At 57.3% G+C, this 23,978-nt stretch carries 23 protein-coding genes; 20 read left to right on the top strand and 3 right to left on the bottom strand.

Annotation, left to right across the window (positions count from 1 at the left end; all coding sequences use genetic code 11):
* Positions 1-353: 353 nt before the first annotated feature.
* Positions 354-1,250 carry a LysR family transcriptional regulator gene (locus MJA45_RS25375; protein WP_315608103.1) on the bottom strand — a complete coding sequence of 299 codons (897 nt, stop codon included), beginning with the start codon at positions 1,248-1,250 and terminating at the stop codon, positions 354-356.
* Between the two features lie 108 nt (positions 1,251-1,358).
* Between MJA45_RS25375 and MJA45_RS25370 the strand changes: the two genes are divergently transcribed.
* The 10 genes from MJA45_RS25370 to MJA45_RS25325 all read left to right on the top strand — a co-directional run bounded on the left by MJA45_RS25370 (position 1,359) and on the right by MJA45_RS25325 (position 11,091).
* Positions 1,359-2,639 (top strand): adenylosuccinate synthase, encoded by a 1,281-nt coding sequence (locus MJA45_RS25370; protein ID WP_315604684.1) that lies wholly within the window; start codon positions 1,359-1,361, stop codon positions 2,637-2,639.
* 21 nt (positions 2,640-2,660) lie between these two features.
* Entirely contained in the window at positions 2,661-3,146 is a 486-nt protein-coding gene (locus MJA45_RS25365; protein WP_315604683.1) for a RidA family protein, read from the top strand.
* A 593-nt stretch (positions 3,147-3,739) separates the two neighbouring features.
* On the top strand, positions 3,740-4,438 hold the full coding sequence (locus MJA45_RS25360) for a class I SAM-dependent methyltransferase (RefSeq protein WP_315604682.1): 699 nt from the start codon (positions 3,740-3,742) through the stop codon (positions 4,436-4,438).
* Positions 4,439-4,612: 174 nt separating this feature from the next.
* A complete protein-coding gene (locus MJA45_RS25355) occupies positions 4,613-5,683 on the top strand; it encodes a GNAT family N-acetyltransferase (protein ID WP_315604681.1) in 1,071 nt (356 codons plus the stop codon).
* Positions 5,684-5,850: 167 nt separating this feature from the next.
* Positions 5,851-6,774 carry a DMT family transporter gene (locus MJA45_RS25350; RefSeq protein WP_315604680.1) on the top strand — a complete coding sequence of 308 codons (924 nt, stop codon included), beginning with the start codon at positions 5,851-5,853 and terminating at the stop codon, positions 6,772-6,774.
* A gap of 157 nt (positions 6,775-6,931) precedes the next feature.
* Positions 6,932-7,567: an FMN-dependent NADH-azoreductase gene (locus MJA45_RS25345; RefSeq protein WP_315604679.1), complete on the top strand. Its 636-nt coding sequence runs from the start codon at positions 6,932-6,934 to the stop codon at positions 7,565-7,567.
* A gap of 133 nt (positions 7,568-7,700) precedes the next feature.
* Positions 7,701-8,597 carry a CHAD domain-containing protein gene (locus MJA45_RS25340; protein ID WP_315604678.1) on the top strand — a complete coding sequence of 299 codons (897 nt, stop codon included), beginning with the start codon at positions 7,701-7,703 and terminating at the stop codon, positions 8,595-8,597.
* Positions 8,598-8,720: 123 nt separating this feature from the next.
* On the top strand, positions 8,721-9,068 hold the full coding sequence (locus tag MJA45_RS25335; protein ID WP_315604677.1) for a YciI family protein: 348 nt from the start codon (positions 8,721-8,723) through the stop codon (positions 9,066-9,068).
* Positions 9,065-10,306 carry an RNA polymerase sigma factor gene (locus MJA45_RS25330; protein ID WP_315604676.1) on the top strand — a complete coding sequence of 414 codons (1,242 nt, stop codon included), beginning with the start codon at positions 9,065-9,067 and terminating at the stop codon, positions 10,304-10,306. Before MJA45_RS25335 ends, MJA45_RS25330 begins: the two co-directional genes overlap by 4 nt.
* Positions 10,307-10,542: 236 nt before the next feature.
* A complete protein-coding gene (locus MJA45_RS25325; RefSeq protein ID WP_315604675.1) occupies positions 10,543-11,091 on the top strand; it encodes a DUF1697 domain-containing protein in 549 nt (182 codons plus the stop codon).
* A 120-nt stretch (positions 11,092-11,211) separates the two neighbouring features.
* On the opposite strand, the gene MJA45_RS25320 is transcribed toward MJA45_RS25325, so the two are convergent.
* Positions 11,212-12,024: a VanW family protein gene (locus tag MJA45_RS25320; protein ID WP_315604674.1), complete on the bottom strand. Its 813-nt coding sequence runs from the start codon at positions 12,022-12,024 to the stop codon at positions 11,212-11,214.
* Positions 12,025-12,028: 4 nt separating this feature from the next.
* Positions 12,029-12,412, bottom strand: a complete 384-nt coding sequence (locus MJA45_RS25315) for a hypothetical protein (protein WP_315604673.1) — start codon at positions 12,410-12,412, stop codon at positions 12,029-12,031.
* Between the two features lie 133 nt (positions 12,413-12,545).
* On the opposite strand from MJA45_RS25315, the gene MJA45_RS25310 reads away from it, so the two are divergent.
* From MJA45_RS25310 to MJA45_RS25265, 10 genes are all read left to right on the top strand, one after another.
* Positions 12,546-12,992, top strand: a complete 447-nt coding sequence (locus MJA45_RS25310; RefSeq protein ID WP_315604672.1) for a DUF1801 domain-containing protein — start codon at positions 12,546-12,548, stop codon at positions 12,990-12,992.
* A 142-nt stretch (positions 12,993-13,134) separates the two neighbouring features.
* Complete coding sequence (locus tag MJA45_RS25305) at positions 13,135-13,284, top strand: hypothetical protein (RefSeq protein WP_315604671.1); 150 nt, start codon at positions 13,135-13,137, stop codon at positions 13,282-13,284.
* Positions 13,285-13,366: 82 nt separating this feature from the next.
* The gene (locus MJA45_RS25300; RefSeq protein ID WP_315604670.1) at positions 13,367-14,452 is read left to right on the top strand and encodes a PQQ-dependent sugar dehydrogenase; all 1,086 of its coding nucleotides are present in this window, start codon (positions 13,367-13,369) and stop codon (positions 14,450-14,452) included.
* 28 nt (positions 14,453-14,480) lie between these two features.
* Complete coding sequence (locus MJA45_RS25295) at positions 14,481-14,762, top strand: hypothetical protein (RefSeq protein WP_315604669.1); 282 nt, start codon at positions 14,481-14,483, stop codon at positions 14,760-14,762.
* Between the two features lie 190 nt (positions 14,763-14,952).
* Entirely contained in the window at positions 14,953-16,722 is a 1,770-nt protein-coding gene (locus tag MJA45_RS25290) for a glycoside hydrolase family 2 protein (RefSeq protein WP_315604668.1), read from the top strand.
* A gap of 55 nt (positions 16,723-16,777) precedes the next feature.
* The gene (locus tag MJA45_RS25285) at positions 16,778-18,517 is read left to right on the top strand and encodes a sensor histidine kinase (RefSeq protein ID WP_315604667.1); all 1,740 of its coding nucleotides are present in this window, start codon (positions 16,778-16,780) and stop codon (positions 18,515-18,517) included.
* Positions 18,518-18,520: 3 nt separating this feature from the next.
* Positions 18,521-20,158, top strand: coding sequence for a response regulator transcription factor (locus tag MJA45_RS25280; protein ID WP_315604666.1), 1,638 nt, complete (start codon positions 18,521-18,523; stop codon positions 20,156-20,158).
* A 197-nt stretch (positions 20,159-20,355) separates the two neighbouring features.
* On the top strand, positions 20,356-22,035 hold the full coding sequence (locus tag MJA45_RS25275; protein WP_315604665.1) for an extracellular solute-binding protein: 1,680 nt from the start codon (positions 20,356-20,358) through the stop codon (positions 22,033-22,035).
* 82 nt (positions 22,036-22,117) lie between these two features.
* Positions 22,118-23,017 carry an ABC transporter permease gene (locus MJA45_RS25270; RefSeq protein ID WP_315604664.1) on the top strand — a complete coding sequence of 300 codons (900 nt, stop codon included), beginning with the start codon at positions 22,118-22,120 and terminating at the stop codon, positions 23,015-23,017.
* Between the two features lie 15 nt (positions 23,018-23,032).
* Positions 23,033-23,914: a carbohydrate ABC transporter permease gene (locus MJA45_RS25265; protein ID WP_315604663.1), complete on the top strand. Its 882-nt coding sequence runs from the start codon at positions 23,033-23,035 to the stop codon at positions 23,912-23,914.
* Positions 23,915-23,978 lie beyond the last annotated feature (64 nt).

Here is a 23,978-nt window from a genome sequence, read left to right as displayed (position 1 = left end):
GATTCGTTAAACTTGTATAAGTGTGCGAGTTGGCTTTGATCGGGCTGGTGCTTTCGGCATGTTTAGTTCGATGCGGTCAAGGAAGCAGGCTATTCTCTTGGTGCTGCTCAGGCTGCCGGATGCTTCCGGGCCTGGTCTCGAGCGGCCGGAGCGCTGTGCCTTCTGACTTTTGCGTGCCCCAGCTAATGGCCGCTTAGGCTTCCCGTGGCTCGGCAAACGGCCGTCCCGGCCTCGCGTCCCCTGTAAACGACTGTGCCGGTTACGCGTGTCTCTGCAAAAAAAGGCGTCCGGCTTTCTCGTCCCCTCCATAACCGTCATGCAATCTCGGCCGCAGCTGAGCTTACCGTCCGACCCTACCGTCGCCCCGAATCCTTCAGCATCATCTCGACAAGCCGGGCGGGAGCCGGGGACAGCGGGACGTTGTTCAGCGTGGCGATGCCGATGGGACGCGGCGGGATCGGCTCGGTGAGCCGGATCTCGTACAGGTCTCCGCGCGCGAGCTCCTCTTCGGCGAAGTTGCGGACGACGCAGGCGATGCCGAAGCCGGTCCGCGCGAACTCGGTGAGCAGGTCGATGCTGCCGAGCTCGATTTCCGGCTCCAGCTCGATCCCCTGCTCAAGCGCGAACGCGTCGAGGTAGCTTCTCGTGCCGCTCCCCTTCTCCAGCAGGAGGAGGGGATAGCGGGCCAGCGTCTGAAGCGGCAGCGACTTCGCCGCCAGGTGCTTGTACTTCTCCCCCGCCACGAAGCAGTCCTGCAGGGGGAGGCTTTCCTGGACGGTCAGCCTTTTGTCCTCGAGAGGAAGGTTGATCAGGCCGAAATCAATCTTGCCCTGCTTCAGTAGGCTTACGGTTTCGGAGGAGGTGCGGTTCGTCACCTGAATCCGGATGCTCGGGTAGGCCTTGTGAAAGGCCTCCAGGTAACGCAGCAGGTAGTACTTGCACAGCGTATCCCCTGCGCCGATGCGAACCTCCCCATTCTTCAGCTCCCGCAGCTCCGCGAGCTTCGTCTCTCCCGTCTGGATGAACGTAAACGCCTGGTCGATGTACCGGTAGAGCACCTCTCCCTCCGAAGTCAGCTTGACCCCTTTGGGCGTACGAAAAAAAAGCTGGCCCCCCAGCTTAAACTCCAGCTGCTTGATGGCGTGTGTGACCGCCGGCTGGGTGATGAACAGCTCCTCGGCGGCCTTCGTGAGGCTGCCGGTTTTGGCTGTAAAATAAAAGGCCCGATACCATTCCAGGTTGTCCAGCATCATAAACCGCCCTTATGTTCAGCATTATGAATATTAATTATATTAATGGGTTTTCCTTTATTATACTGAAGGCGTAACCTCAAATTCAAGGGAGAAGGAGAGACGCAAATGCCGGTAACCGCTGTGGTCGGGGCCAATTGGGGAGACGAGGGGAAGGGCAAAATGACGGATGTGCTAGCGGCAGAAGCTCAGTACGTCGTCCGTTACCAGGGAGGCAGCAACGCGGGGCACACCATTCTGAACGGGTACGGGAAATTCGCCCTGCACCTGCTTCCTTCCGGGGTGTTTTACCCGGAGGTGGTGAATGTCATCGGGCCGGGCGTAGCCCTGAATCCATGGGACCTGCTGAGAGAGCTCGCTATGTTAAAAGAACGCGGAGTCCCGGACCCGCAGCTCAGGGTTTCGGACCGCGCCCAGCTCGTGCTGCCGTATCACCAAAAGCTGGATGAGCTCGAGGAGGAGCGCCTGGGGGACCGAAGCTTCGGCTCCACCCGTTCGGGGATCGCACCCTTCTACGCGGACAAATTTCTGAAGCTGGGCATCCAGACGGCCGACCTGTTCGACAGGGAATGGCTTGCGGAAAGACTGGACCGGGCCCTGGCCGCCAAAAACGTGCTCCTCCCCCACCTCTACGGCCAGCCGTCTATTAACGCGGCTGACCTATGGAAGGGGCTGGAGGAGGCCGCAGAACGGCTGAAGCCGTATGTGGCCGACACGACGGAGCTGCTGCACGGAGCGCTCGTCAGGGGAGAACGAATCCTCGTGGAAGGGCAGCTCGGCGCCCTGCGCGACCCCGACCACGGCATCTACCCGTTCTCCACGTCCTCCTCGACGCTGGCCGGGCATGCGTCGGTAGGGGCCGGCCTCCCGCCGCAGGCGATCGACCGCATTGTCGCCGTCGTCAAGGCGTACTCGAGCTGCGTCGGGGCGGGCCCCTTCGTTACCGAGCTCTCCGGCCTGGAGGCGGAGGAGCTTCGGAGAAGGGGCGGCGACGCGGGGGAGTACGGGGCGACGACCGGCCGTCCGCGGCGTGTTGGCTGGTTCGACGCCGTCGCGACGCGCTACGGCTGCCGCGTCCAGGGAGCGACCGAGGTCGCGCTCACGAACCTGGACGTGCTCGGCTACCTGGACGCCATCCCCGTCTGCACCGCCTACGAGATCGACGGCGCCGCCGTCCGGTCCTTTCCCGTCTCCGCCCGGCTCGGGCGGGCCCGTCCGGTGTGGACCACGCTCCCCGGCTGGGGAGCCGACCTGTCCGGCCTTCGGCGGTACGGGGACCTTCCTCCTAATGCCCGCCGGTATGTGGAAATGGTCGAGGAGGAGACCGGGGTGCCGGTCCGCTGGGTGTCCGTCGGGCCGAAGCGGGAGCAGATCATCCAACGCTTTTAGCGGAAAAGGAGCGTGGCAGGCATGAGCGAAAGAATCGAGAAGAGGCTGGAGGAGCGGGGAATTCGGCTGCCGGAGGCGAGCGGGCCGGCCGCCCGCTATGTCAACTATGCTCAGGTGGATGGGATGCTCTACGTATCCGGCAAGGGCCCTTCGGGCTCTCCCCGGGGAAAGCTCGGCCGCGAGTTTACCACGGCCGAGGGCTATGCCTTCGCCCGCCAAGCGGGCCTTGAGGTACTCGCGGTGGTGAAGGAAGCATTGGGCTCGCTGGATAGGGTGAGGCGCGTGGTCAAGATCCAGGGCTTCGTGAACGCAGAGCCGACGTTTGAAGAGCCGCACCTCGTGCTGAATGGCTGCTCGGACCTGATGCTGGAGGTTTTTGGTGAGAAGGGGGCTCACGCCCGCTCCGTCATGGGAGCCTGCTCCTTGAGGGACGGTCTGCCCCTGGTGGTAGACTCTGTTTTTGCAGTGGAGGCTCCCGCAGAAAGCCGTTCGGGTGGAAGCGCCTAAAGCCAGGCGTCAGCTTCCTAAAGGAAGGGCGAGAGGAGGGGATGAAAAACAAGCGAAGTGGGGGCGGCAAGACAAGCTAACGAAGCTTAGGGGAAGCTTGGGTGAAGGAAAGGAACGGGAAGGGAGGAATCTGCGTCGATTGTAACCTATGGGTGACCCCTGGATTGTGAATTTCTGCAGATTAGGGGAAGTTACAATCGCCGAGGCTTTTAAGGGGAGGAAGGGAATCGTTTGCGAAACCGGGAAAAGCTCCCGGTTCTTTTTTTGTACCGGAATAAGGTTCTCCTTTTCATCAAGGGAGGAATCTCCGTTCGGGCAGGCTGGACCGGCCTTTTTCGCTATCCGGCGATCCAGGATTTGGTACAATACGATAAGAACCGCGTCCGGAAGGACCGGCATCCAAATCGGGTGTGGCTGTGGATACCGGCCCTTGTGGATATGTTTACGAAACTCCTGGAAGCTATGCACAATGCCTGTTTATAAAGTGTTGATTATGTGGATAACCCTGTGGATATGGTCCGAACCCGATCCGTGATTGGGGATAGAAAAAAGGCCGGGCAACGGTTGCCAACAGAAAAAGGGAGTGAAGCTGGGTGCTAAACCGCGATGATATTTACGAATCGGTATCGGCTCGGTATGATGAGCTGATCGCTTATGAGGATTGCGAAGGGGAGCTGGCCCGGTATATGGCGGGGCTTGACCTGGAAGGAAAAGATATCGCCGACCTGGGGGCGGGAACGGGGAGGCTCACTTGTCTCGCGGCTCCTAAAGCCCGGACGGTGGCGGCCGTGGATTTTGCGGCGGACATGCTGAGGGCGGCGGCGGTCAAGCTGGAAAAAGCCGGTCTCCGCCACTGGACGACGAGGGTCGCGGACTTGAGGCAGCGGCTGCCTCTTGAGGACCGGTCCCTGGACGTCGTGATGGCGGGCTGGAGCCTCTGCTACCTGTGCGGCTCGGGCAATCCCGATGCAAAGCGGAACCTGGATCACCTGTACGGCGAGCTTAGAAGGGTGCTGCGGCCGGGCGGACGGGTCATCATCTTCGAGACGCTCAGCACCGGGGTTGAGGCACCGGCCGCTCCGCACTTCCTCGAAGCCTACTTCCGCCGGCTGGAGCACGACTGGGGGCTTGCTTCCCAAGTGCTGTACACCGGGTTCCGCTTCGAGGATAAGGAGCAGGCCAAGCGGCTGGCCGGGGATTTTTTTGGAGAGGCCCTTCGGGATAAAATCGAGGCCTGGGACAGCCCGGTGGTTCCTTCGTGGACCGGAGTATGGTCAGGCAGCTTGGGGTAGAGCCTGCACGGTACGCTAGATAGACCGAGCGGGGGTTGGTGAAGCTGACCTGCTAGACTAACCAAGCCGGCCTAGCCCGCCGTATTCCGCCTGAATGCCTGGCCTTCGAACCGTAAGTATGGTACCATTCGATTCGGTTTCCATATCCAATACTTTAGAGACAGGGGATGCGTTATGCCCTTTACCATTAGACCCGTTAACGAAATGGATATCCCGTTTCTGTGGGAAATGCTGTACCAATCGATTCATGTCCCGGAAGGAGAAAAACCCCCTGGCCGCGACATTCTTCGTTACCCTTCCATTGCCCAATATATGCAGAATTGGGGAAGGGCGGGCGACCTCGGCTTTGTGGCCGTGGATGAGCAGGGGGAGCGGGTGGGCTCCATCACCTGCCGGCTGTTCCAGGCGGGCAGCCGGGGGTACGGCTATGTGGATGAAGACACCCCCGAGCTCGGGATGGCGGTAAGGCCGGAAAACCGCGGCTGCGGGGTAGGGTCGCTCCTGTTGGAGACTCTGCTGGCGGAGGCCTCGGCTCGCGGCTTCGCTGCCGTCTCGCTGAGCGTGGATTCCCGGAACCCGGCCCTCCGGCTCTACGAGCGGCACGGGTTTCGGGAGGTGACCCGCAGCGGTGCCTCCCTTGTCATGGCGGTCGGGCTCTCTTCCCGTCAGGCGGCCCCGCTAGCATCCTGCCATGGGCCGGGCGGGGAGGCTTCCCGCGTGTTCCTGCGGCCGCTGGTCATGAAGGATGCCCCGGCTCTGCTCGAGCTTATGGTGCGGAACCGGGAGCTTTTCGAGCAGGTGGTGCCGGTTCGTCACGAGCTCTTCTATACGCTGGGGAAGCAGGAAGATATCATCCGGAACTCGGAGAAAGCGAGAATGGAAGGCAGCCGGTATGCCTTCGGTATCTTTCTTCGGGAGACGGAGGAGCTGATCGGCGAAATCTCGCTGTTCGAGATCATGCGGGGAGCGCTGCAGCGGGCCTTTCTAGGCTACTGCCTCGATGAGCGCCACAACGGAAAAGGCCTGATGACCGAGGCGGTCTCCCAAGTCCTGGATTTTGCTTTTCGGGAGGCGGGCCTTCACCGCATAGAGGCCGGGGCGAAGCCGAGCAATCCCGGGTCCCTCCGGGTGCTCGAGAAGGCCGGGTTTCAGAAGGAAGGCCTGGCCCGCCAGAACGTGAAAATCAACGGAAAATGGGAGGATCATGTCATGTACGCCATCCTTGCCTCCGATCCGAGGGGCTGAGGAGCCGGAGGCCTTCTGGGAGATGCGGCAGTGGGCGGCCCGCGGTTAGACGAAGCAGTTTGACCGCTCCACGCCCGCCCGGTCCACCGGGCCGGAAGCCAAAGGGATGCCCCTCCGGCTTTCTTGGCGTATACTGAAAGAACACTTCGCAAAAGGAGCCGGATGCCATGATCCGTTCGTCGGCTTATGTTCTGCTTGTCCTGGCCGCCTGTTTCTGGGGCGGCAATTTTGTCGTGGGGAAGGCCCTGGTCGCGCATATTCCTCCGCTCACCCTGGCGGCTCTGCGTTGGAGCATCGCCTTCCTGTGCCTTCTTCCCTTCTATGGCCGGGAGGCTTGGGAGCGGCGGCATTCCTTTCTCCGCCGCTGGAAAACAGTGGCCTTCGTCTCCCTCACCGGGGTGGCCGGCTTCAATACGCTTACGTATGTCGCCGTCCAGTACACCGGGTCGATCAACGCCTCGCTCATGAACGCGGCCACCCCGATCCTCGTCATCATCCTGTCGTCCTTCCTGCTGAAGGAACGGATCGCGTGGGCGGCGGGTCCGGGCATTCTGCTTTCGCTCTTCGGGGTTCTGTGGATCATCGGCCGTGGCAGCCTGACGACCCTGCTGCATCTGTCTTTCAACCAAGGCGATCTGTGGATGCTCGCGGCGGTCTTTTGCTGGGCGCTGTACTCGGTGGTCATGAAGAAGGAAGGGGGCCGGTTCCCCGCGAGCGTTTTTCTGCTGGCGCAGATGGCGGCGGCCCTGCTGCTCCTGCTTCCGCTATCCGCTGTGGAGCTTGCGGTCAAGGCTCCTGCGATCGACTGGAGCCCCGGGCTTATCGCCGGAGTGCTGTACATCGCGGTTTTTGCTTCCCTCGCCGCATTCCTTTCGTGGAACCGGGCGATCGAGCTTATCGGGCCGCAGCGGTGTGCGGGCTTTCTTAACCTGATCCCTCTGTTTGCGGCGCTTTTTGCGACACTGTTTACGGGGGAGACCTTCCATCTGTACCATATCGCCGGGGTGGCCCTGATCGTAAGCGGCGTATACCTGACCCAGCGGGCGATGAAGCGGCGCCGGTCTGCCGTCGTGGAGGATTTTTCCATATAAGTGAGGGAGATCTCACGCCAATCACCGCTTTTTCAGCCTGCCGGTACAAGAAAAATTATTTTTTAACAAAAAGTAAGTAAATATATATTTAAAACATACTTAAAATAAGTTATAATGAGGCGTACTCCATTTTAATTAAGAAGGGAAGTTGTTAATTATGGCAACGGTTTTGTACATAACCGCCCATCCACACGATCACTCGGTTTCGTCCTCGCTAGCCGTGGGCAAAGCCTTCATTGAAGAGTACCGCGAAGCGAATCCGGGGGACGAAGTCATCCACCTGGACCTGTATAGAACGGACATCCCGCAGATCGATGCGGACGTATTCAGCGGCTGGGGCAAGCTGGCGTCGGGAACCGATTACGCTGAGCTGACCGACAACGAGAAGGCCAAGGTTAGGCGCCTCGGCGAGCTGGTGGACCAGTATGTGGCGGCCGACAAATATGTGTTCGTCACCCCGATGTGGAACTTCTCGTTCCCTCCGGTAATGAAAGCTTATGTCGACGCGGTGTGCGTCGCAGGCAAATCGTTCAAATACACCGAAAATGGGCCGGTGGGCCTCCTGACCGACAAGAAAGCTCTGCACATTCAGGCAAGCGGCGGGATTTATTCCGAAGGGCCTATGCAGGCGTTTGAATTCGGCCACAGCTACCTGGACAAAATCATGAAGTTCCACGGCGTGCCGTCCTTCGAAGGCATCTTTGTGGAAGGTGCAGGCGCCCGCCCGGATCAGGCGGAGGCCATCAAGGCCAATGCCATTGAGAAAGCCAAGGAAGCCGCTAAGCGCTTCTAATGCTGCAAGAAATTCCGATGAATTCTGGAAGGACCCTTTGGGGTCCTTTTTTTGCGTGAAGGGGGAAGCTGGGGGGCTCAGGCTGTTTATCCCTGCCCCGGGTGGCGTAAGGTATGGTAGGAGGGGATGCTCCATGTCTGCCCAACAAGCTTTACCGAAGGACCAGCCGGCTTCAGACCTGGCTCAATGGCAAGCCGTACTGGCCGGGTTTCATGAGGAATTCGAGTTCCAGCTGATGCGGGCCCTGAAGGATGGTGGCAGCAAGCCCATTCATAAGGCGAGGGTGAACGGCCGCAAGCTTCTGACGCTGCTGAAGCTGCTGGATCCGGATAACCGGACGGGACTGGCGGCCTACTACCGGAAAGGGATGAAAAGGCTCGGCAAGGTCCGGGATGCCGATGTTCTGATCGATGCCTTCGAAGAGAGGCGGAAACGGCAGAAGAAAGCGGGGCACAAGAAGCAGGCCCGGCTGCTGAAGGCCGTCGTTAGGATGCAGAGGAAGAAACGGAAAACCTTCCGGGCCCGTCTGGCCAAGGAAATGCGGGATTTTCCCGAGACGGAGGAGCATTCGCGATGGGAACGGTGGTTGAAGGAGGACCTGGAAGAGCTTCTGGATAAGGTGCAGGCCGACCGGGTCATGGTGAAGCTGCAGGAGGCTTACGAGCAGAAGAAGCGGGTGTACCGGGAGCAGTGCCGGGAAGCCGGAATGGAATCCGCCGAGGCGTTCGACGCCCTGCACGACCTGCGGATCGCGGCCAAAGAAATCCGGTATATAGCGGCGTCGGCGTCTTTTGCCCTGGACGGCAAATTCCAACGCTGGGAGAAGCGGTTCCAAGGCATTCAGGATGAGCTCGGGGCCATCAACGACCGGCGGGTGTGGCTGGAAACCGTGGAGCGCCTGCGTCCGGAAAGGCTGTCGGCCCGTACGAAAACCTGGAACCGGTTCCGCAAAAAGCTGAGGAAGGAAATCCGGGCACTTCTTCTGGAAAACCGTGTGGTGAAAGTCTCCTTGTCCTCCGATGGAAAATGATAGAATGGACGCATAACGGAAATTTTCTAATAAAAAAATTTCCGGAGCTGTCGAAATGACCGGAGGCAAAACGTCTTTAGGGTAGAGCTCAAGCTCAACCATTGTTTAAGAGGAGAGATGGCCATGCATTACACCGTTTTGTTCTATGAAAGCCAGGAGGAGTTCGCCCAGCGCCAGGACCCGGAGAAGAAGGAGGAGTATTTGGCGGGATGGACCCATTATGTCAAAGCCCTGCGGGAATCCGGCGTCGTGGTCAGCTCGTCCGGGCTCTACCCGCCGGAGGCGGCGACCAGCTTAAGACGCCGGGACGGCAAAATGGTCGTACAGGACGGGCCAATCACCGAAACGAAGGAGCAGCTTGGCGGTTTCTTCGTGATCGACGTGCCGGATATGGAAGCCGCGCTGGAGTGGGCCGCCCGCTGCCCGAACAACGCCGTAGAAGTTCGGCCGAACCTGCCGCCGGTTCGATGACGGGCACGGCGAAGGCCTACGCCACGGTAGAGCAGGCCGTCCGGGACTGTTACGGCCGGCTGGTGGCGTACCTGGCGGTGCATTGGCGCGATGTGGCGGCGGCGGAGGACGCGCTGGCGGACGCCTTTCTGGCCGCGTGCGAGACGTGGCCCCGCCAAGGCGTGCCGGACAAGCCGGAGGCCTGGCTCTTGACGGCGGCCCGCCGCCGGCTGGTCGACGGGGCCCGCCGCGCCCGCGTGCAGGCCAAGGCGGTGCCGGAGCTGCTGGCCCTGGCGGAGGAAGGGGCGTCACCGGGGGCGGAATGGGAGGAAGCGGAGATCGGAGACGAGCGGCTGCGGATGCTGTTCCTCTGCGCCCATCCCGAGCTCGACCCGGGCATCCGGACGCCGCTCGTGCTGCAGACCGTGCTCGGGGTCGATGCTACCCGCATCGCCACCGCCTTCGTCGTGAAGCCGGCGACCATGGGGCAGCGCCTCTCCCGGGCGAAGGCCAAGCTGCGCGCCGCTCCCCTCCGCTTCGAGATGCCGGAGAAGGCGGAATGGCCCGGGCGTCTCGAAGCGGTGCTCGAGGCCGTCTATGCCGCCTACGGAAGCGGCTGGGAAGAGGCGGCCGGAGCGGAGCCGCGCCGCAGGGACCTGGCCGCCGAGGCGATCCACCTCGGGCGGCTGCTGGTCCGCTTCCTGCCCGGGGAGCCGGAGGCGCAGGGGCTTCTCGCCTTGATGCTCCACCTCGAGGCCCGCCGGGCGGCCAGACGTGACGCGAAGGGGAGGTATATTCCCCTTTCAGAGCAGGACGTCACGTTATGGTCGGCGGATGAAATAGGAGAAGCGGAGCATCATCTAAGCCTGGCCGCCCGCGCGGGAAGGATGGGCCGCTTTCAGCTCGAAGCGGCCATTCAGTCCGTCCATGCCCATCGGTCCATGACCGGAGAGACCGCCTGGGAGGACATTGCCCTGCTGTACGAGGGGCTCGTGCGGTTGGCCCCGACTCTAGGTGCCCAGGTCGGCCGGGCGGCGGCCTTGGCGGAAGCCCAGGGAGCACAGGCGGGCCTTTCGCTCCTCGGCGAACTTCCCCAGGAGGCGGTCCGAAGCTACCAGCCGTTCTGGGCGCTCGCCGCGCATCTGTACGGCCGGGTGGGGCGCCTGGAGGAGGCCCGGGAAGCGTACAGCCGCGCGGCCGGGCTCAGCACGGATCCTTCCGTGCGCCGTTTCCTGCAGGAGCGGATGAACGGGCTGTGAGGCCGCTCTTTGGGAGCCCTGTACGGGGCACGGATATTGGGGGCGGGCGGCCTGCTTGGAAATCGGCTTTTCCCAAACCATCTGTGAAAGCTAATCTGAGCAAGCCAAAAGAACAGCACCGCCTCATCGGCCACCCGGCCGAGGCGGTGCTGTTCCTTTTCATAGGCTCCTGCAGGGATTGCTGGTATAATAAGGAAAACCTCTCTGAGAGAGGGCGGCAAGGAGACGAGGAACGGATGAGCATCTACATAGCCCTGTTAAGGGGCATTAACGTAAGCGGACATAACAAGATTAAGATGGCCGAGCTTAGGAAGGTGCTGGAAGAAGCCGGCCTAACCGACGTTCAGACGTATATCCAGAGCGGCAACATTTTGTTCCGCTCGGAATTAAGCGCTGACGTCCTACGGGAGAGGATTGAGGGGATCATCCATACGGCCTTCGGCTTGACGATTACGGTCGTTCTGCGAACGGCGGAGGAATGGGAGAGGATTATCGCGGAATGCCCGTACGCGGAGGTCCCTCTCGGGGAGGTGGACAGCATCCATCTGACGTGTCTGACGGAAGAGGCGGCGCCGAAGGCCGTCTCCCTCTTAGCGAATTGCGATCGGGAGGATGACGAGTACACTGTCTGCGGACGGGAGATTTATTTTCTGTTCCGCCGGCGCATTGTGGATTCCAAGCTGGCCGCCGCCATGCAGAAGCTGGGGAAAATCTCGACGACCCGCAACTGGAATACGGTCCGGAAGCTTAGCGAGATGGCCCGGGCTCTGCAGGAGAAGGGGTAGTAGCTTATCCGTAGCTTGGAGGGTAAGGCACGGCGGCCTTACCCAAGGCTAGCACAGCCCGCCCCTGCCTGCCCAGCATAAAGAAACCACAGCGGCCTTTTGGCATCCTGCCGTTTTGCTTTATTCCCCAGCAGGCGGCAGGGAAGGATCATACATCATGATGGCCCGGTTTGATGTAACGGGCTCTTCCCTCAGCAGATCTCCGCTGCGGTTCTGCACCCGCCGCCAGATTTCGTTGCTTCTCACGTAGCCGACGCCGAATTCATGGGCCATCCGGTGGTTTTTCTCCACGATTTCGTAGCGGTAAAGAGGCGGGGACGCACTGCGCCATTCCCCTGTCAGATGGGTGTCGGTCAGCCGTACGCCCAGCTGGTACTCCGCATCGGTATCGTTGCGGATCTGCAGGTCGATGTAATTGTAATAGCAGGTGGCCCCGCTGCCGAACGGCTGGCTGCGGCCGGAATCCGGGAACACATCATAGCTGTGGCGGTGGCGTTCCGTCACGGTAAGCGGAGTGTGCAGGGTCATCCAGTAGATGAGGTTGGAGAGCTGGCACAGTCCTCCTCCCACTCCTGAACGTACCTGCCCGCTCTGCAGCAGCATTCCGTCCAGGTACCCTTTGCTGCGGGTAGGCTTGCCGATGGTCCGCCAATAGGAGAAGGTTTCGCCGGGCTTAAGAATCAGTCCGTCCATTCGCTGAGCGGCGAGCGCCAGATTTTTTACCTTGTTGTGCTGCATCCACATGTCCACGTTGGCCAGCTTCCGGAGAAGAATGGTTTCGTGGGACGCCGCCTGATAAGGAAGCCGGCCGGCGCTGCGGTACCGAGCATAGCGAGCCGATCGGGAAAGAAGCCACTTGGCCCTGCGCTTGGTGCGAAAATAGAGAACCCCCAGCTTCATTCGAAGGGGAGAACGGTTACCGGTTGCGGGCATAAAGTCACCTCGGTTGGTTTAGTAAGGAGAGACGGAGCGAATCCGCCAGATAAAAGAGCAGAGCCGAAACCGGAAAAAGGGGAGCGAAGCGGTCCGGAACGGCAGGAATCCCTATCCCGGCAGCGGTGGCGGCGGCCAAGTAAACCAGCAGCCTTGTTTTTCTACTGACGGGGTAAGGTGCCATAAGGAGCGCGGGGACGGATAAAACCAGCAGATAAATGGTATAAAGGATAGCCAGAGCAAGAAACAGCCCGGCCATGAAGGTTTCGCCGGAAGTCAGCACGAGCGGGCCTTGGTCCTCCGCTGCGTCCAGCCGGAAGGCGGCGTAGGTGGACAGAACGGCCAGCAGCATGGCGGTGAGGCAAGGATGCGTCGCGGCGGCCAGCAAGGGTTTCCGTTTCAGGGGTTCTCCTCCTTTCCTGAGTTCCATCGTCTGTTTAGCAGCTAAGCCGGAATAAGCACAGTTTACCACAAAATGGATATTACTTGATTAATGAGGTAAGGAAAAGGAGGCCGAAGCCATGTCCCAAAATTCCGAAGCGAAACCTGCCAAAAGCGGCAGGCGGACGGGGGCCGAGGAGGTTGCCGAATTTCTGGACCGTCTGGAGCATCCTAGGAAGGCCGAAATCGAAGAGGTCCGCCGTCTGGTGCTGGCCGCCTATCCGCCGTTAACGGAGCATATCAAGTGGAACGCCCCCAGCTTCTGCTGGAACGGAGAGGACCGGATCACCTTTAACCTGCAGGGAAAAGGCTTTTTCCGGCTTATTTTTCACTGCGGGGCCAAGAAGAGAACGGCTGCGGGAGAAGGGTCGCTCATCGAGGATCCTTACGGTCTCTTGGAGTGGGCGTCACCCGACCGGGCCATCCTTCCCTTCACCGATAGGGAAGACGTGAGGGCCAAGAGAGACAAGCTGGCAGACCTGGTTACCCGGTGGGTGGAGGCGGCTGGATCCTTCCCACCCGAGTGATTTAACCCAGCCATTAGTTCTAAGAAAAAAACTTGCCAGGTAAGCTGTAGGGAGGGAAACCAGCCCTGACGGGCAAAGGGGGACGAGTATGCCGCCGGTTTCGAGACGGAACGAACGAATCGTCAGAGGGTTTGCGATTTTCATGAGTTTAATCATTCTGAACCTTATCCTGTACTTGGGTCTGGTCGGCCTGCTGGACGGACCGGGAGATACGGGCGAGCTCATGGCCATCGGGATCGTTCTGTCGCTGCAGCTCACATTTCTTATCACCTATCTCATCGTCCGAAAGTAGCTCCCATATACGGGTAGCAAGCTCTCCAAGGAGCCGTTCATTCCCAAAAAAGACAAGCCGACATTCGATAGGAGGGACCCTCATGAACGCGTTAAAACCGCTTCTTGCCGCCGCTTTGCTGCTGTCAACCGGAACCGCCTGCCTGTCGAGGGACGATCCGGCTGCCGCCCCGCCAGCAGCCTCCACGGGGAAGCCCTCTGCTTCCCCCAAATATGAGGTCATAGCGACCAAGCTTCGGACGCCCTGGTCCCTTCAATTCGATGGGGACACCCTCTACGTGAGCGAACGGGAAGGGACTATCGTCCGGATCAGCGGGGGCTCGGTCCAGCGGGCCGAGGTTAAGCTGAAGAAACCCGTCAAGAAAGGCGGGGAGGGAGGCTTCCTCGGCCTTCAGCTGGCGCCGGATTTTGCCCAGTCCCGGCTGGCCTATGCGTATCACACTTACCAGGAGGGGAACCGGACGCTCAACCGCGTCGTGCTTCTTCAGGAGAAGAACGGAAGCTGGGAAGAGCAAAAGGCGCTGCTGGAGGGCATACCCGGCGGGATCAACCATAACGGCGGGCGGCTCGCGATCGGGCCGGACCGGCTGCTGTATATCACGACAGGGGATTCGGGGGAAGAGAAGCTGGCGCAGGACCCGAAAAGCCTCGGAGGCAAAATCCTCCGCATGACGCTCGACGGCCGTGTGCCGGAGGATAACCCGTTCATCGGCTCTTATGTTTATTCCTACGGCCACCGGAATCCGCAAGGATTGGCCTGGGATAAGCGGGGCACGATGTACAGCTCCGAGCACGGGCCTTCGGGTTCTCCGGGAGGGCACGACGAGATCAATGTCATCGAGAAGGGCCGCAACTACGGCTGGCCCGATATCATCGGAGATGCCAAGAAGGACGGCATGGTCAGCCCCGTCTACCAGACGGGGGACACGGCTATCGCTCCGTCGGGGGTCGCTGTGGATGCAGAGGGCAAGCTGCTAGTCGCTACCCTTCGCGGAGAGAAGCTGTTCCGCTTTGATCCCGCCTCCCGGAAGCTTACGCCCGTGCTGGAAGGGGAGGGGCGGCTGCGCGACGTGCAGGTGCATAACGGCTCTATCTATGTCCTCACGAATAACACGGACGGCCGGGGCCGCCCCGGCGAAGAGGACGACCGCCTTTTACGGCTAAAGTAACCGGCCGGATAGCGGAGAGGAGGAAATGATGAACCGGTATACGTTCCATATTGTTACGAGCGTGGTGACCCTCCTGATTCCTGTCGTTGGAGTGATCTACGGCTATTGGGACCAGCATCGGCCCCGGCTGGGGCCGGTGGGAGACGGTCACATCGCCGGCCCCTCCCCGATTCAATGGATGGTGTTAGGGTGCGCCTTTCTCACCGGAATCTTGAATCTGGCTTTAGCCATCCACCGGTACAGAAGCTACCGGAATCAAGCGTCTCCGGAGAACCGGGAGGGGCCCTTGTCCCTTCCGGATGAGGAATAACCCTTGGGATGGCGAACCTGTTTTATAAGCCGGAGGATTGCGGCTGGGAACTAACGAATTGGTATTGGCACAGGCGTGGTCTGGGCCCTTTTGTGGTAGAAGAACCCCCTCCGGTTCGATGGGAGGTATCATGATGGAGGACAGGGTTATAAGGTAAAGTCTGGTAAATGGGATAAAGGAGGATGTAGAGATGAATACCGCTTCAATAAGAGAGGAATATCCGAGGCCGCAGTTTGTCCGCAGCGACTGGTTGAATTTAAATGGGCCTTGGCGGTTTGGCTTTGACGACGAGAATGTAGGCGAGCGGGACAAGTGGCACTCTACGGAACAACCGTTTGACCGGGAGATCCTGGTGCCGTTCTGTTATGAAAGCCCGCTGAGCGGGATAAGCTGTACCTCTATGCACAAGATCGTCTGGTACCGCCGCAGCTTTACCCTGACGGATGCTTTTCAGGGCAAGAGGGTCATGCTTCATTTCGGGGCTGTCGATTACATGGCTTCCGTTTGGATCAATGGGTCATTCATCGGATCTCATGAAGGCGGCCATACGCCATTCTCCTTCGATATTACCGATGCCCTTCAGGAAGGCGAGAACGTAATAGCCGTCCGGGCAAAGGATGATCATCTTAACAAAGCCGTGCCCAGAGGGAAGCAATACTGGAAAGAACAGTCCGAGTCGATTTTCTATACGCGGACCACCGGGATCTGGCAGACGGTTTGGCTTGAACCTGTTCCCGAATTCAGCTTGGAGAAGGTTCAATGTACGCCTGATTTGGATCGGCACCGCATTGAACTGGTTGTTTTTCTTCGGGGAGAGCTCCCCCATAAGAAGGTCCATCTGGCAGTCAAAGTAGAATTCAAGGGAGAGGTCGTCGCGGAAGTTAAGGTCGGGGTCTCCCAAGAGATTAGCACGTGTGCGATCGATCTATCCGGCCATAGCGGCTACGAAAACAGGAACTGGTCTCCGGAGCACCCTAACCTTTACGACATTACCTACGAGTTGATGCAGGACGGTGAAACGGTCGATAGCGTCTCCAGCTACTTCGGAATGAGGAAGATTGCTATTGAAGACGGCAGAATATGTTTGAATCACCAGCCGTATTTTATGAAGCTCGTTCTTGACCAAGGCTATCATCCGGAGGGGATCCTGACCTTCCCGTCGGACGACGCGATCCGCCAGGATGTGGAATGGACGAAGGAAATGGGCTTTAACGGCGCCCGCAAGCATCAGAAAATCGAAGATCCCCGATACCTGTACTGGTGCGATCGATTGGGTCTCCTGGTGTGGGGGGAAATGGCTAACGCCCATGATTTCAACGAAACCTATGTCAGCCGCTTCACGGCGGAATGGGTCCGGGCGATTGAACGGGATTACAATCATCCGTGCATTGTCGTTTGGGTCCCGCTTAACGAGAGCTGGGGTGTTCCTCATATTCTGACGGATGCCCGTGAACAGAATCATGCGATGAGCCTGTATTACTTGACCAAATCGCTGGACCCTACCCGGCTTGTCGTGTCCAATGACGGATGGGAGCAGGTCCAAACGGATCTTCTGACCGTACATGATTACGAATCGAGAGAAGCGGTCCTGCAGCAGCGGTACGGCTCCTTGGATCAGATGCTGGAATCGAGGCCGGCCGGCCGGATGCTGTGGGCCGGCGGGTACGGGTATAAGGAAGAGCCGGTTATCCTCTCCGAGTTCGGAGGCATCAGCTACGATCCTAATCACGGAGAATTCTATATCAATTATTCCGCAGCGGAGAGCGAGGAGGATTTGCTCGAAAGGCTGGCGGCTGTCGTTCGTCCGGCTCTGCGTTCGCCCTTTCTTCAAGGATTCTGCTATACGCAGCTTACGGACGTCGAGCAGGAAATCAACGGTTTGCTTACCTACGATCGTAAGCCAAAGCTGCCGCTGGAGAAGATCAGAGCCGTCCTAGAAGGGACGAGTATCCGCGAGTAGGTAAATCCGGGTGGAAAGGAAGGCGGACATGCGGCTTGAACCGATCCTGCGAAAGATGACCATTTTTCCTAAATTACTGCTTACGTTCCTGCTTGTCATCGTGCCGATCTTCCTCGTAAGCCTGCAGATGAACCGGATGGGGACGGAGAGCGTCCGGGAGAAGATCCTAAGTTCCATGCAGATGCGCGTTCAAGCGAACATGGGCTCGCTGGAAACCGAGACGGAACGGATTATCCGGCTACACCAGCAGTACGTGCTGGATGACGACGTCATGAAGCTGGGAACGAACTCCCCCATCTTGCCGTACTACGATATCCTGCTTTTACAAAAAAGAGTACAAAACAAGCTCTGGGTAATGAAAAACTCCAACCTGTACGTAGCGGAAGCCAAGGCTTATTTTCCTGAAATCGCGACCACCATCTTATCCTTGAATTACGAGGCCGGAATGACAGGCCAGGAGGTATCGGAGCTTCAGGAGCTGAAGCGCAGTCAGCTGTCTCCTGTCGCTTATTGGCATGGCAAGCTTCTGATCAACTCGTTTTATCCGGATCCCGCGTATTCTACCAAGCCCCCCATTTATATTCTGCAAGCCGAGTTGAGCCAATCCGGGCTTCAAGCCTTCTTGAGAAGTATAACGAACGGGCCGGGGGAAGGCTCTATCCTCTTTAACGAGAAGGAAGAATGGACCCTGTGGAGCGGTCGGGACGATGGCGTTCAGTCCGAGGTGAAACGGTTCGTTAAGCAGCAGCGGCTGCCGGACAGCTTCGGCCAAGGCACCCTTACCATCGATAACCGCATTTATTATGTTACGTTCCAGCGGTCCAAGCTTTTGAATATGGATCTCGTCCTGTATATTCCCAAAGATCAGATTTTGGGGCCCCTTACCAAATACCGAATGTGGTTTTGGATTCTTTTTGGCTTGTCTTTGGCGGTTGTAAGCGCATTCTCTTATTGGATTTACCGTCTCATTCATTATCCGCTGCGCCAAATGGTCCGCGCCTTCCATAAGGTAGAGAAAGGCGATCTGAGCATTTCCATTCAGCATCGAAACTATGATGAATTTCAATACCTGTACGGACAGTTCAACAGCATGGTTCACAAGCTGCATCAATCCATCCAGGAGGTTTACGAGTCCCGAATCATGGCTCAGCGATCAGAGCTTAAACAGCTGCAATCGCAGATTAATCCTCATTTTTTGTACAATACCTATTTTATGGTTCATCGCATGGCGGAGAGCTACGACGTGGATAACGTGGTCAAAGCCACGCAGCACCTGGGCGACTATTTTCTATACATAACCCGTAATTCCTCGGATGATGCTCCTTTGGACGAGGAATGGAACCATACCGCAGCCTATCTGGAAATTCAACAAATGCGCTTCTCCAGCCGGATGGAAGCCAGATTGAAACGTGATGCCCAGCGAACGGAGAACGTTCGGATCCCTCGATTGACCCTGCAGCCTTTAGTCGAGAATGCCTACCAGCACGGACTGAAGTCCAAGACATCCGGGGGAATCGTCTTCATGGCGCTTGAAGCTTTGCCGGGTGGGGACATCCGGATCTCCGTAGAAGATAACGGGGAATCGTTGGACGATGCCGATCTGCTTATGCTTAAGCGGAAGCTGGAGTCCACTTGGCAGGATCGGACGGAGAAGACGGGCCTTCTTAATGTCCACCTTCGACTGCGTTTGAAATTCGGAGAAGGGTATGGATTACAACTTTCAAGAAGTCCGCTCGGCGGGATGAAGGTCGATCTGACCATTCCTGCCGGCGAGCCGGTCCCAAAGGAGGAATGAGCGATGCGTCGTCTACTCGTCGTCGATGACGAGCTGTTCATTGTAAATGGTCTCACCGGAATGATCAAAGAGGCAGGCTTTCCGGATCTGGAGGTCTATAAAGCCAACTCCGCGGCCGAGGCGCTTGATTTGCTGCAAAGAACGGTCATTGACATCGTCTTGACGGACATTTGTATGCCGGGCATGGATGGTCTTGAGCTGCAGAAAAGCATTATTCAGGAGTGGCCCCGATGCAAGATCCTGTTCTTGACCGGTCACCATGATTTTGACTACGTGAAAGAAGCGATTCGCCACCGGGCATTCGATTATATTCTGAAAACGGAGGGGGATCGCGCTATATTGGCTGCCGTGGGCAAGGCCTTGACCGAGCTGGAGCAGGAATTCGAGACGGGAAGCGAGCTCTTGAAAGCAAGGCAGCAGCTGCAGGCCGCCCTGCCGTTCATGCAGAAGGAGTTCATGTTCGATCTCGTGAGGGGGGAGGCGAGTCCAAAGGTTGCCTTGCAGGAGCAGATGGCCGAGCTCCATTTGGATTTCAACACTCGGCTCCCTGTATTGCTGATTATGGCCAAGGTCGACGAATGGGCCGAAAAGAGCCATTCCGACAAAGCGCTTCTTCTCTATGCGGTTCAAAACATCGCACACGAATATTATTCCTCCTCCGTGCTGTCCCTGTCTTTCCCTTATGAGAAATCGAAACTGGCCTGGTTTATTCAACCGTTTGCCTCTAGCGCACAGGACGGGGACAGTTACCGGAGACTGTTTCGCTTCGTGTATGGAGCGACGGAACGAATTCAGCAAACCTGCGGGGAGCTCTTAAAACTGAAGCTGTCCTTTGCGCTAGCGAGTGAGTTCTTCCCTTGGCCGCAGCTTTCCGACCGGGCGGAACGATTGCAAAGGATCATGCGAAGAAGCTTTGGCTTGGGGCAGGAATGGCTCTTGACCGACGAAGAGTTCTCACCGGCTGCTAAAGCTTCGACCGAGCACCATACCAAGTGGATCCGGAAGCAGGTCGAACAGCTGGAGCTCTGTCTGGTAAGCGGGGCACGGGCCGAGTTTCGGAGCAGATTGGCGGAGATGGCGGAGCATCCGGCGGCTGCGTCCGATTCCGGCTTCCGTACCGTGGCATCCTTTCAGCTCACCTCCATGATTCTGACCTTTGCGATGAACGAAGGCCTTTCGGTTGCTCCCTACGGAGAGTATGATTCCATTCGGCAATGGAACCACAACTCACCCGAGGATTGGGAGGGATTGATCGAACGAATGGCGGAAATGGGGGATGAGATCATCCGTCTGAAGGAAAACGCCGCCAGCCAGCACGGACGCAGTCTGATCCTGAAGATTCACCAGTACATCGATCAGAATCTGGGGGGAGATTTATCCATGACTCGCCTGGGAGAGGTCGTATCCTTAAATCCCATCTATCTGTCCCGTTTATATAAACAGCTCACCGGGGACGGACTGACCGACACGATCATGTCGGCCCGGTTAACGGAAGCTAAGAGACGGCTCAAGGAGACGGACGAGAAGGTGCAGGATGTCGCGCATAAGGTCGGATTCGAATCGGCTGCCTATTTCATACGGCTGTTCAAGAAGACGACGGCCTTTACCCCGCAAGAGTACCGGGAGCATGTCCGCAAATAACCAGCAAAAAGCTTATCGAGAGAGCCGTTCGGAGCCTTCCCGCCCCGTACGGCTTTTTTAACGGTTAGCGGCCGGGAAAGGTTTAGATAAGTCAATCAAAGTTTAAAACGTCTGATGGATAGCGCTTTCATCGGACCGCTATAATCAAGTCATGGGGAGAGACGTCGCTTCCCGACAAACCGTAGGGGGTACGTGGAATGAATAAGATCCAACCTGCAAAATGGCTTGCCGTGACGATGATGATGGCATCCGTTCTCGCAGCCTGCAGTAAAGCTCCGGGCGATACCGCATCGTCGGCAAAACCGAATACGTCGAGCCCGCCGGCCGGCACGGCTTCTGCCCAGCCGGCGCCGACCGGTAAATACGATCCGCCGATCGTGGTGACGGATATTCGTCCCTATGATGATAATACGAAGTTCGCACCGGGCGATAGTTCGGACAACAACCTTTGGTCCAAGAAATATGAAGAAAAGCTAGGCATCAAAATCAAGTATTTGTGGACATTGCAGGGTCCTATCGATCAATATTACCAGAAGCTCAACGTGGCCATCGCCAGCAATGATTTGGCGGATATTGTGACGGTCAACGCTCAACAGTTAAAGCAATTGGCGGAGGCCGGTCAGATCGCGGATTTGACCAGTGTTTTCGATAAATATGCCACCCCGTTCGTCAAGAAAACGATGAACGAAGACGGCGGAACGGCGCTTAAATCGGCTACATTCGGCGGAAAGCTTCTCGCTATCCCGCGGATCGGTTCCGATATCGATGAAGTGCCGATGCTCTGGGTGAGAACGGACTGGCTCAAGAAATTGAATCTTCCGGAACCGAAGACGATGGCGGATGTTCTGGCCATCTCCGAGGCCTTCACCAATAAAAACCCGGATGGAGACGGAAAGGCCGACACGTTCGGACTGGCCCTTTCCAAAGATTTGAACGGAGGCTTTCCGGGCTTCGAAGGGTTTCTCAACGGATACCATGCTTACTATAATGTCTGGCTCAAGGATGCTTCCGGCAAGCTTGTGAACAGCAATATCCAACCGGAAATGAAAACGGCCTTGGGCGAACTGCAGAAATTGTACAAAGCCAAGCAGATCGATAAGGAATTCGGCACGAAGGACGGAGCCAAAATCGCCGAGATGGTGACCAGCGGCAAAATCGGTATGTACTACGGTCTCTATTGGACCCCGGCTTGGCCGCTGCAGGACGGAAAGAATCTGGATCCCAATATGGAGTGGCATGCCTATCCGCTTCCTTCTGTTGACGGCAAACCAAGCGATGCACAGGTCCCCTTCTCGGTTGCTCAATATTATGTAGTCCGGAAGAATGCCGAGCATCCGGAAGCGGCCGTCAAAATGCTTAACCTATGGATGGAAGAGAGCTTTAACAGCCCGCCTTCTCAAGAGAAGCCTGACCCGCGGCAGGAAGGCATAGAGACCTTCAAACATGCCATTATTGCCGGAGAACCCATTACCAAGAACATGGGCGTTTACACGCACGTAGCCGCTGCCCTTAAGGCCAAAGACCCTTCCTCTTTGACCCCTGTGGAACTCGGGGTATACAACGACATCATGGCTTATGAGAAAGGCGATAACAAGAAATGGTTCAATGAGAATATTTACGGTTTGGACGGCTCCTTCAAAATCATTGATTACTACGTGAAAAACAACCTCATCCGCCGCAGCGAATTTTTCGGCTCCCCGACGCAAGCCATGGGGGAGAAGGGCAGCACGCTGGATACGCTGCTTAAGGAGACGTTTACGAAAATCATCATGGGTGCGGCTTCGATTGATGAGTTCGACAAGTTCGTGGAGGATTGGAAAAAGCTTGGCGGGGATCAGATCACCAAAGAAGTTAACGAGTGGAAGACCAAGCAATAAAGCAGGAGTTACCTTGACTTGGGAGGTAAGAAGCTGCTTCTGATGCGGCTTCTTACCTCTATCTATAAGGAGGTGCGAAGAAATGAGCAGGAAAACATGGCGCAGAGAGATTCCTTTGCACCTGATGATCTTTCCGGGTTTGCTGCTGATTCTTCTTTACAGTTACGTCCCCTTCTTCGGTTTAGCCATGGCTTTCCAGAAATTCCTGCCGGCCCGCCCGTTTTTTGACAATCCTTGGGTAGGGCTGAAGCATTTTCAATACGTCTGGGATATGCCTAACTCCCTTCGTGTCTTATGGAACACCGTCTATATCGCTTCGCTCAAGATCGTGGCGGGACAGTTGGTGCCGATCGTGGTCGCCCTGCTGCTGAATGAAGTGCGCAAGGATTGGCTGAAAAGGGGAATGCAGACTTTGATTTACCTGCCTCACTTCCTTTCCTGGATCATACTCGGCGGCATCTTGATCGATATCTTATCCCCTTCCGTCGGGATCGTGAATCAAATCGTCCAATTCTTCGGATTCGAACCGATTTATTTCCTGGGAGATAATCGCTGGTTCCCCCTTACCCTTGTCGTCACGGATGTCTGGAAGGAGTTCGGCTTCAGTACCATTGTTTATCTGGCTGCGCTAACCAGCATCAATCCGTCGCTTTACGAGGCGGCGGTCATCGACGGGGCAAACCGCTGGAAGCAGACGCTGTATGTAACCCTTCCCGGTATTCTTCCGATTGTGATTCTGCTTGCGACACTAAGCTTGGGCAACGTGCTGAATGCGGGGTTTGATCAGGTATTCAACTTATATAGTCCTTCCGTCTACCAAAGCGGCGATATTATCGATACTCTCGTCTTTCGGACGGGTCTGGAGCAGGCCCAGTACAGCGTGGCGACCGCCATCGGTCTTTTTAAATCGATAGTGAGCTTCGTCATGATTTCATTGTCTTATGTCCTGGCTTACCGCTTTGCCAATTACCGGATTTTCTAGAATGGGGAATGCATCATGTATGGAAATGGAAAGGGTTATCGCCTTTTCAGCGTTGTAAACCTTATTTTTCTCCTCACCATCTCGATCGGCTGCATTCTGCCCCTGGTTCATGTGCTTGCCGTTTCATTCAGTAACAGCAGTGCGGCGGCGGCGGGCATGGTCAAGTTCTGGCCGGTAGGATTTAATACAAGCTCTTATAACTTTATTATGCAGAAACCGGCCTTTATGCGTTCCATCGGCGTTACTTTGGAGCGCGTGGCTTTAGGTGTGACGCTGAACATGCTGATGACGCTGCTTTTGGCTTATCCGCTTTCTAAAGAGACACGCGCTTTCCGGTTCCGGACGGCCTATGCCTGGATCTTTGTCTTCACCATGCTCTTTAACGGGGGGCTGGTGCCCTGGTATATGACGATCAAATGGACCGGGATCATGGACACGATTTGGGCGCTTGTCCTGCCGGGCGCGGTGCCGGTATACAGCGTCATCCTCTTGGTCAATTTTTTCCGCGGACTTCCGAAAGAGCTGGAGGAATGCGCCTCGATCGACGGGGCGAGCCATTATACCATTCTATGGCGAATTTATGCTCCGCTTTCGCTGCCGGCTCTCGCGACGCTGGGGTTGTTCTCGATCGTTGGCCATTGGAACTCTTGGTTTGACGGAATGATTCTGATGAAGACACCCGATCATTATCCTTTGTCGACTTATCTTCAAGGGATTCTTATCCGCATTGATTTAACTAACATCAAGGCGGAGGATTATAAAAGCCTTACGGAAATTTCAGACCGAACCGCCAAAGCCGCCCAAATCTTTCTTGGGTCACTGCCTATTCTGATGGTTTATCCGTTCTTGCAGCGGTTTTTCATTAAGGGAATTGTTTTGGGCAGCGTCAAGGAGTAAGAGGGAACGAAGAGTGAAAAGGGGGTGATTCTTCAAGCTGCGGATGGGAGAGGGAAGGAAGAGA

This window comes from Paenibacillus aurantius (assembly GCF_032268605.1).
In the GTDB taxonomy this organism is placed as follows: domain Bacteria; phylum Bacillota; class Bacilli; order Paenibacillales; family NBRC-103111; genus Paenibacillus_AO; species Paenibacillus_AO aurantius.
This window is presented reverse-complemented; position numbering and strand designations above follow the sequence as displayed.

What these genes read in the sequence shown, in the direction of transcription:
- MJA45_RS25265 (WP_315604663.1), top strand. Translation starts at nt 23,033, where the DNA reads ATGTATGGAAATGGAAAGGGTTATCGCCTTTTCAGCGTTGTAAACCTT.
- MJA45_RS25340 (WP_315604678.1), top strand. Translation starts at nt 7,701, where the DNA reads ATGTCTGCCCAACAAGCTTTACCGAAGGACCAGCCGGCTTCAGACCTG.
- MJA45_RS25365 (WP_315604683.1), top strand. Translation starts at nt 2,661, where the DNA reads ATGAGCGAAAGAATCGAGAAGAGGCTGGAGGAGCGGGGAATTCGGCTG.
- MJA45_RS25375 (WP_315608103.1), bottom strand. Translation starts at nt 1,250, where the DNA reads ATGCTGGACAACCTGGAATGGTATCGGGCCTTTTATTTTACAGCCAAA.
- MJA45_RS25370 (WP_315604684.1), top strand. Translation starts at nt 1,359, where the DNA reads ATGCCGGTAACCGCTGTGGTCGGGGCCAATTGGGGAGACGAGGGGAAG.
- MJA45_RS25290 (WP_315604668.1), top strand. Translation starts at nt 14,953, where the DNA reads ATGAATACCGCTTCAATAAGAGAGGAATATCCGAGGCCGCAGTTTGTC.
- MJA45_RS25295 (WP_315604669.1), top strand. Translation starts at nt 14,481, where the DNA reads ATGAACCGGTATACGTTCCATATTGTTACGAGCGTGGTGACCCTCCTG.
- MJA45_RS25355 (WP_315604681.1), top strand. Translation starts at nt 4,613, where the DNA reads ATGCCCTTTACCATTAGACCCGTTAACGAAATGGATATCCCGTTTCTG.
- MJA45_RS25350 (WP_315604680.1), top strand. Translation starts at nt 5,851, where the DNA reads ATGATCCGTTCGTCGGCTTATGTTCTGCTTGTCCTGGCCGCCTGTTTC.
- MJA45_RS25310 (WP_315604672.1), top strand. Translation starts at nt 12,546, where the DNA reads ATGTCCCAAAATTCCGAAGCGAAACCTGCCAAAAGCGGCAGGCGGACG.
- MJA45_RS25270 (WP_315604664.1), top strand. Translation starts at nt 22,118, where the DNA reads ATGAGCAGGAAAACATGGCGCAGAGAGATTCCTTTGCACCTGATGATC.
- MJA45_RS25275 (WP_315604665.1), top strand. Translation starts at nt 20,356, where the DNA reads ATGAATAAGATCCAACCTGCAAAATGGCTTGCCGTGACGATGATGATG.
- MJA45_RS25325 (WP_315604675.1), top strand. Translation starts at nt 10,543, where the DNA reads ATGAGCATCTACATAGCCCTGTTAAGGGGCATTAACGTAAGCGGACAT.
- MJA45_RS25320 (WP_315604674.1), bottom strand. Translation starts at nt 12,024, where the DNA reads ATGCCCGCAACCGGTAACCGTTCTCCCCTTCGAATGAAGCTGGGGGTT.
- MJA45_RS25345 (WP_315604679.1), top strand. Translation starts at nt 6,932, where the DNA reads ATGGCAACGGTTTTGTACATAACCGCCCATCCACACGATCACTCGGTT.
- MJA45_RS25330 (WP_315604676.1), top strand. Translation starts at nt 9,065, where the DNA reads ATGACGGGCACGGCGAAGGCCTACGCCACGGTAGAGCAGGCCGTCCGG.
- MJA45_RS25285 (WP_315604667.1), top strand. Translation starts at nt 16,778, where the DNA reads ATGACCATTTTTCCTAAATTACTGCTTACGTTCCTGCTTGTCATCGTG.
- MJA45_RS25280 (WP_315604666.1), top strand. Translation starts at nt 18,521, where the DNA reads ATGCGTCGTCTACTCGTCGTCGATGACGAGCTGTTCATTGTAAATGGT.
- MJA45_RS25335 (WP_315604677.1), top strand. Translation starts at nt 8,721, where the DNA reads ATGCATTACACCGTTTTGTTCTATGAAAGCCAGGAGGAGTTCGCCCAG.
- MJA45_RS25305 (WP_315604671.1), top strand. Translation starts at nt 13,135, where the DNA reads ATGAGTTTAATCATTCTGAACCTTATCCTGTACTTGGGTCTGGTCGGC.
- MJA45_RS25300 (WP_315604670.1), top strand. Translation starts at nt 13,367, where the DNA reads ATGAACGCGTTAAAACCGCTTCTTGCCGCCGCTTTGCTGCTGTCAACC.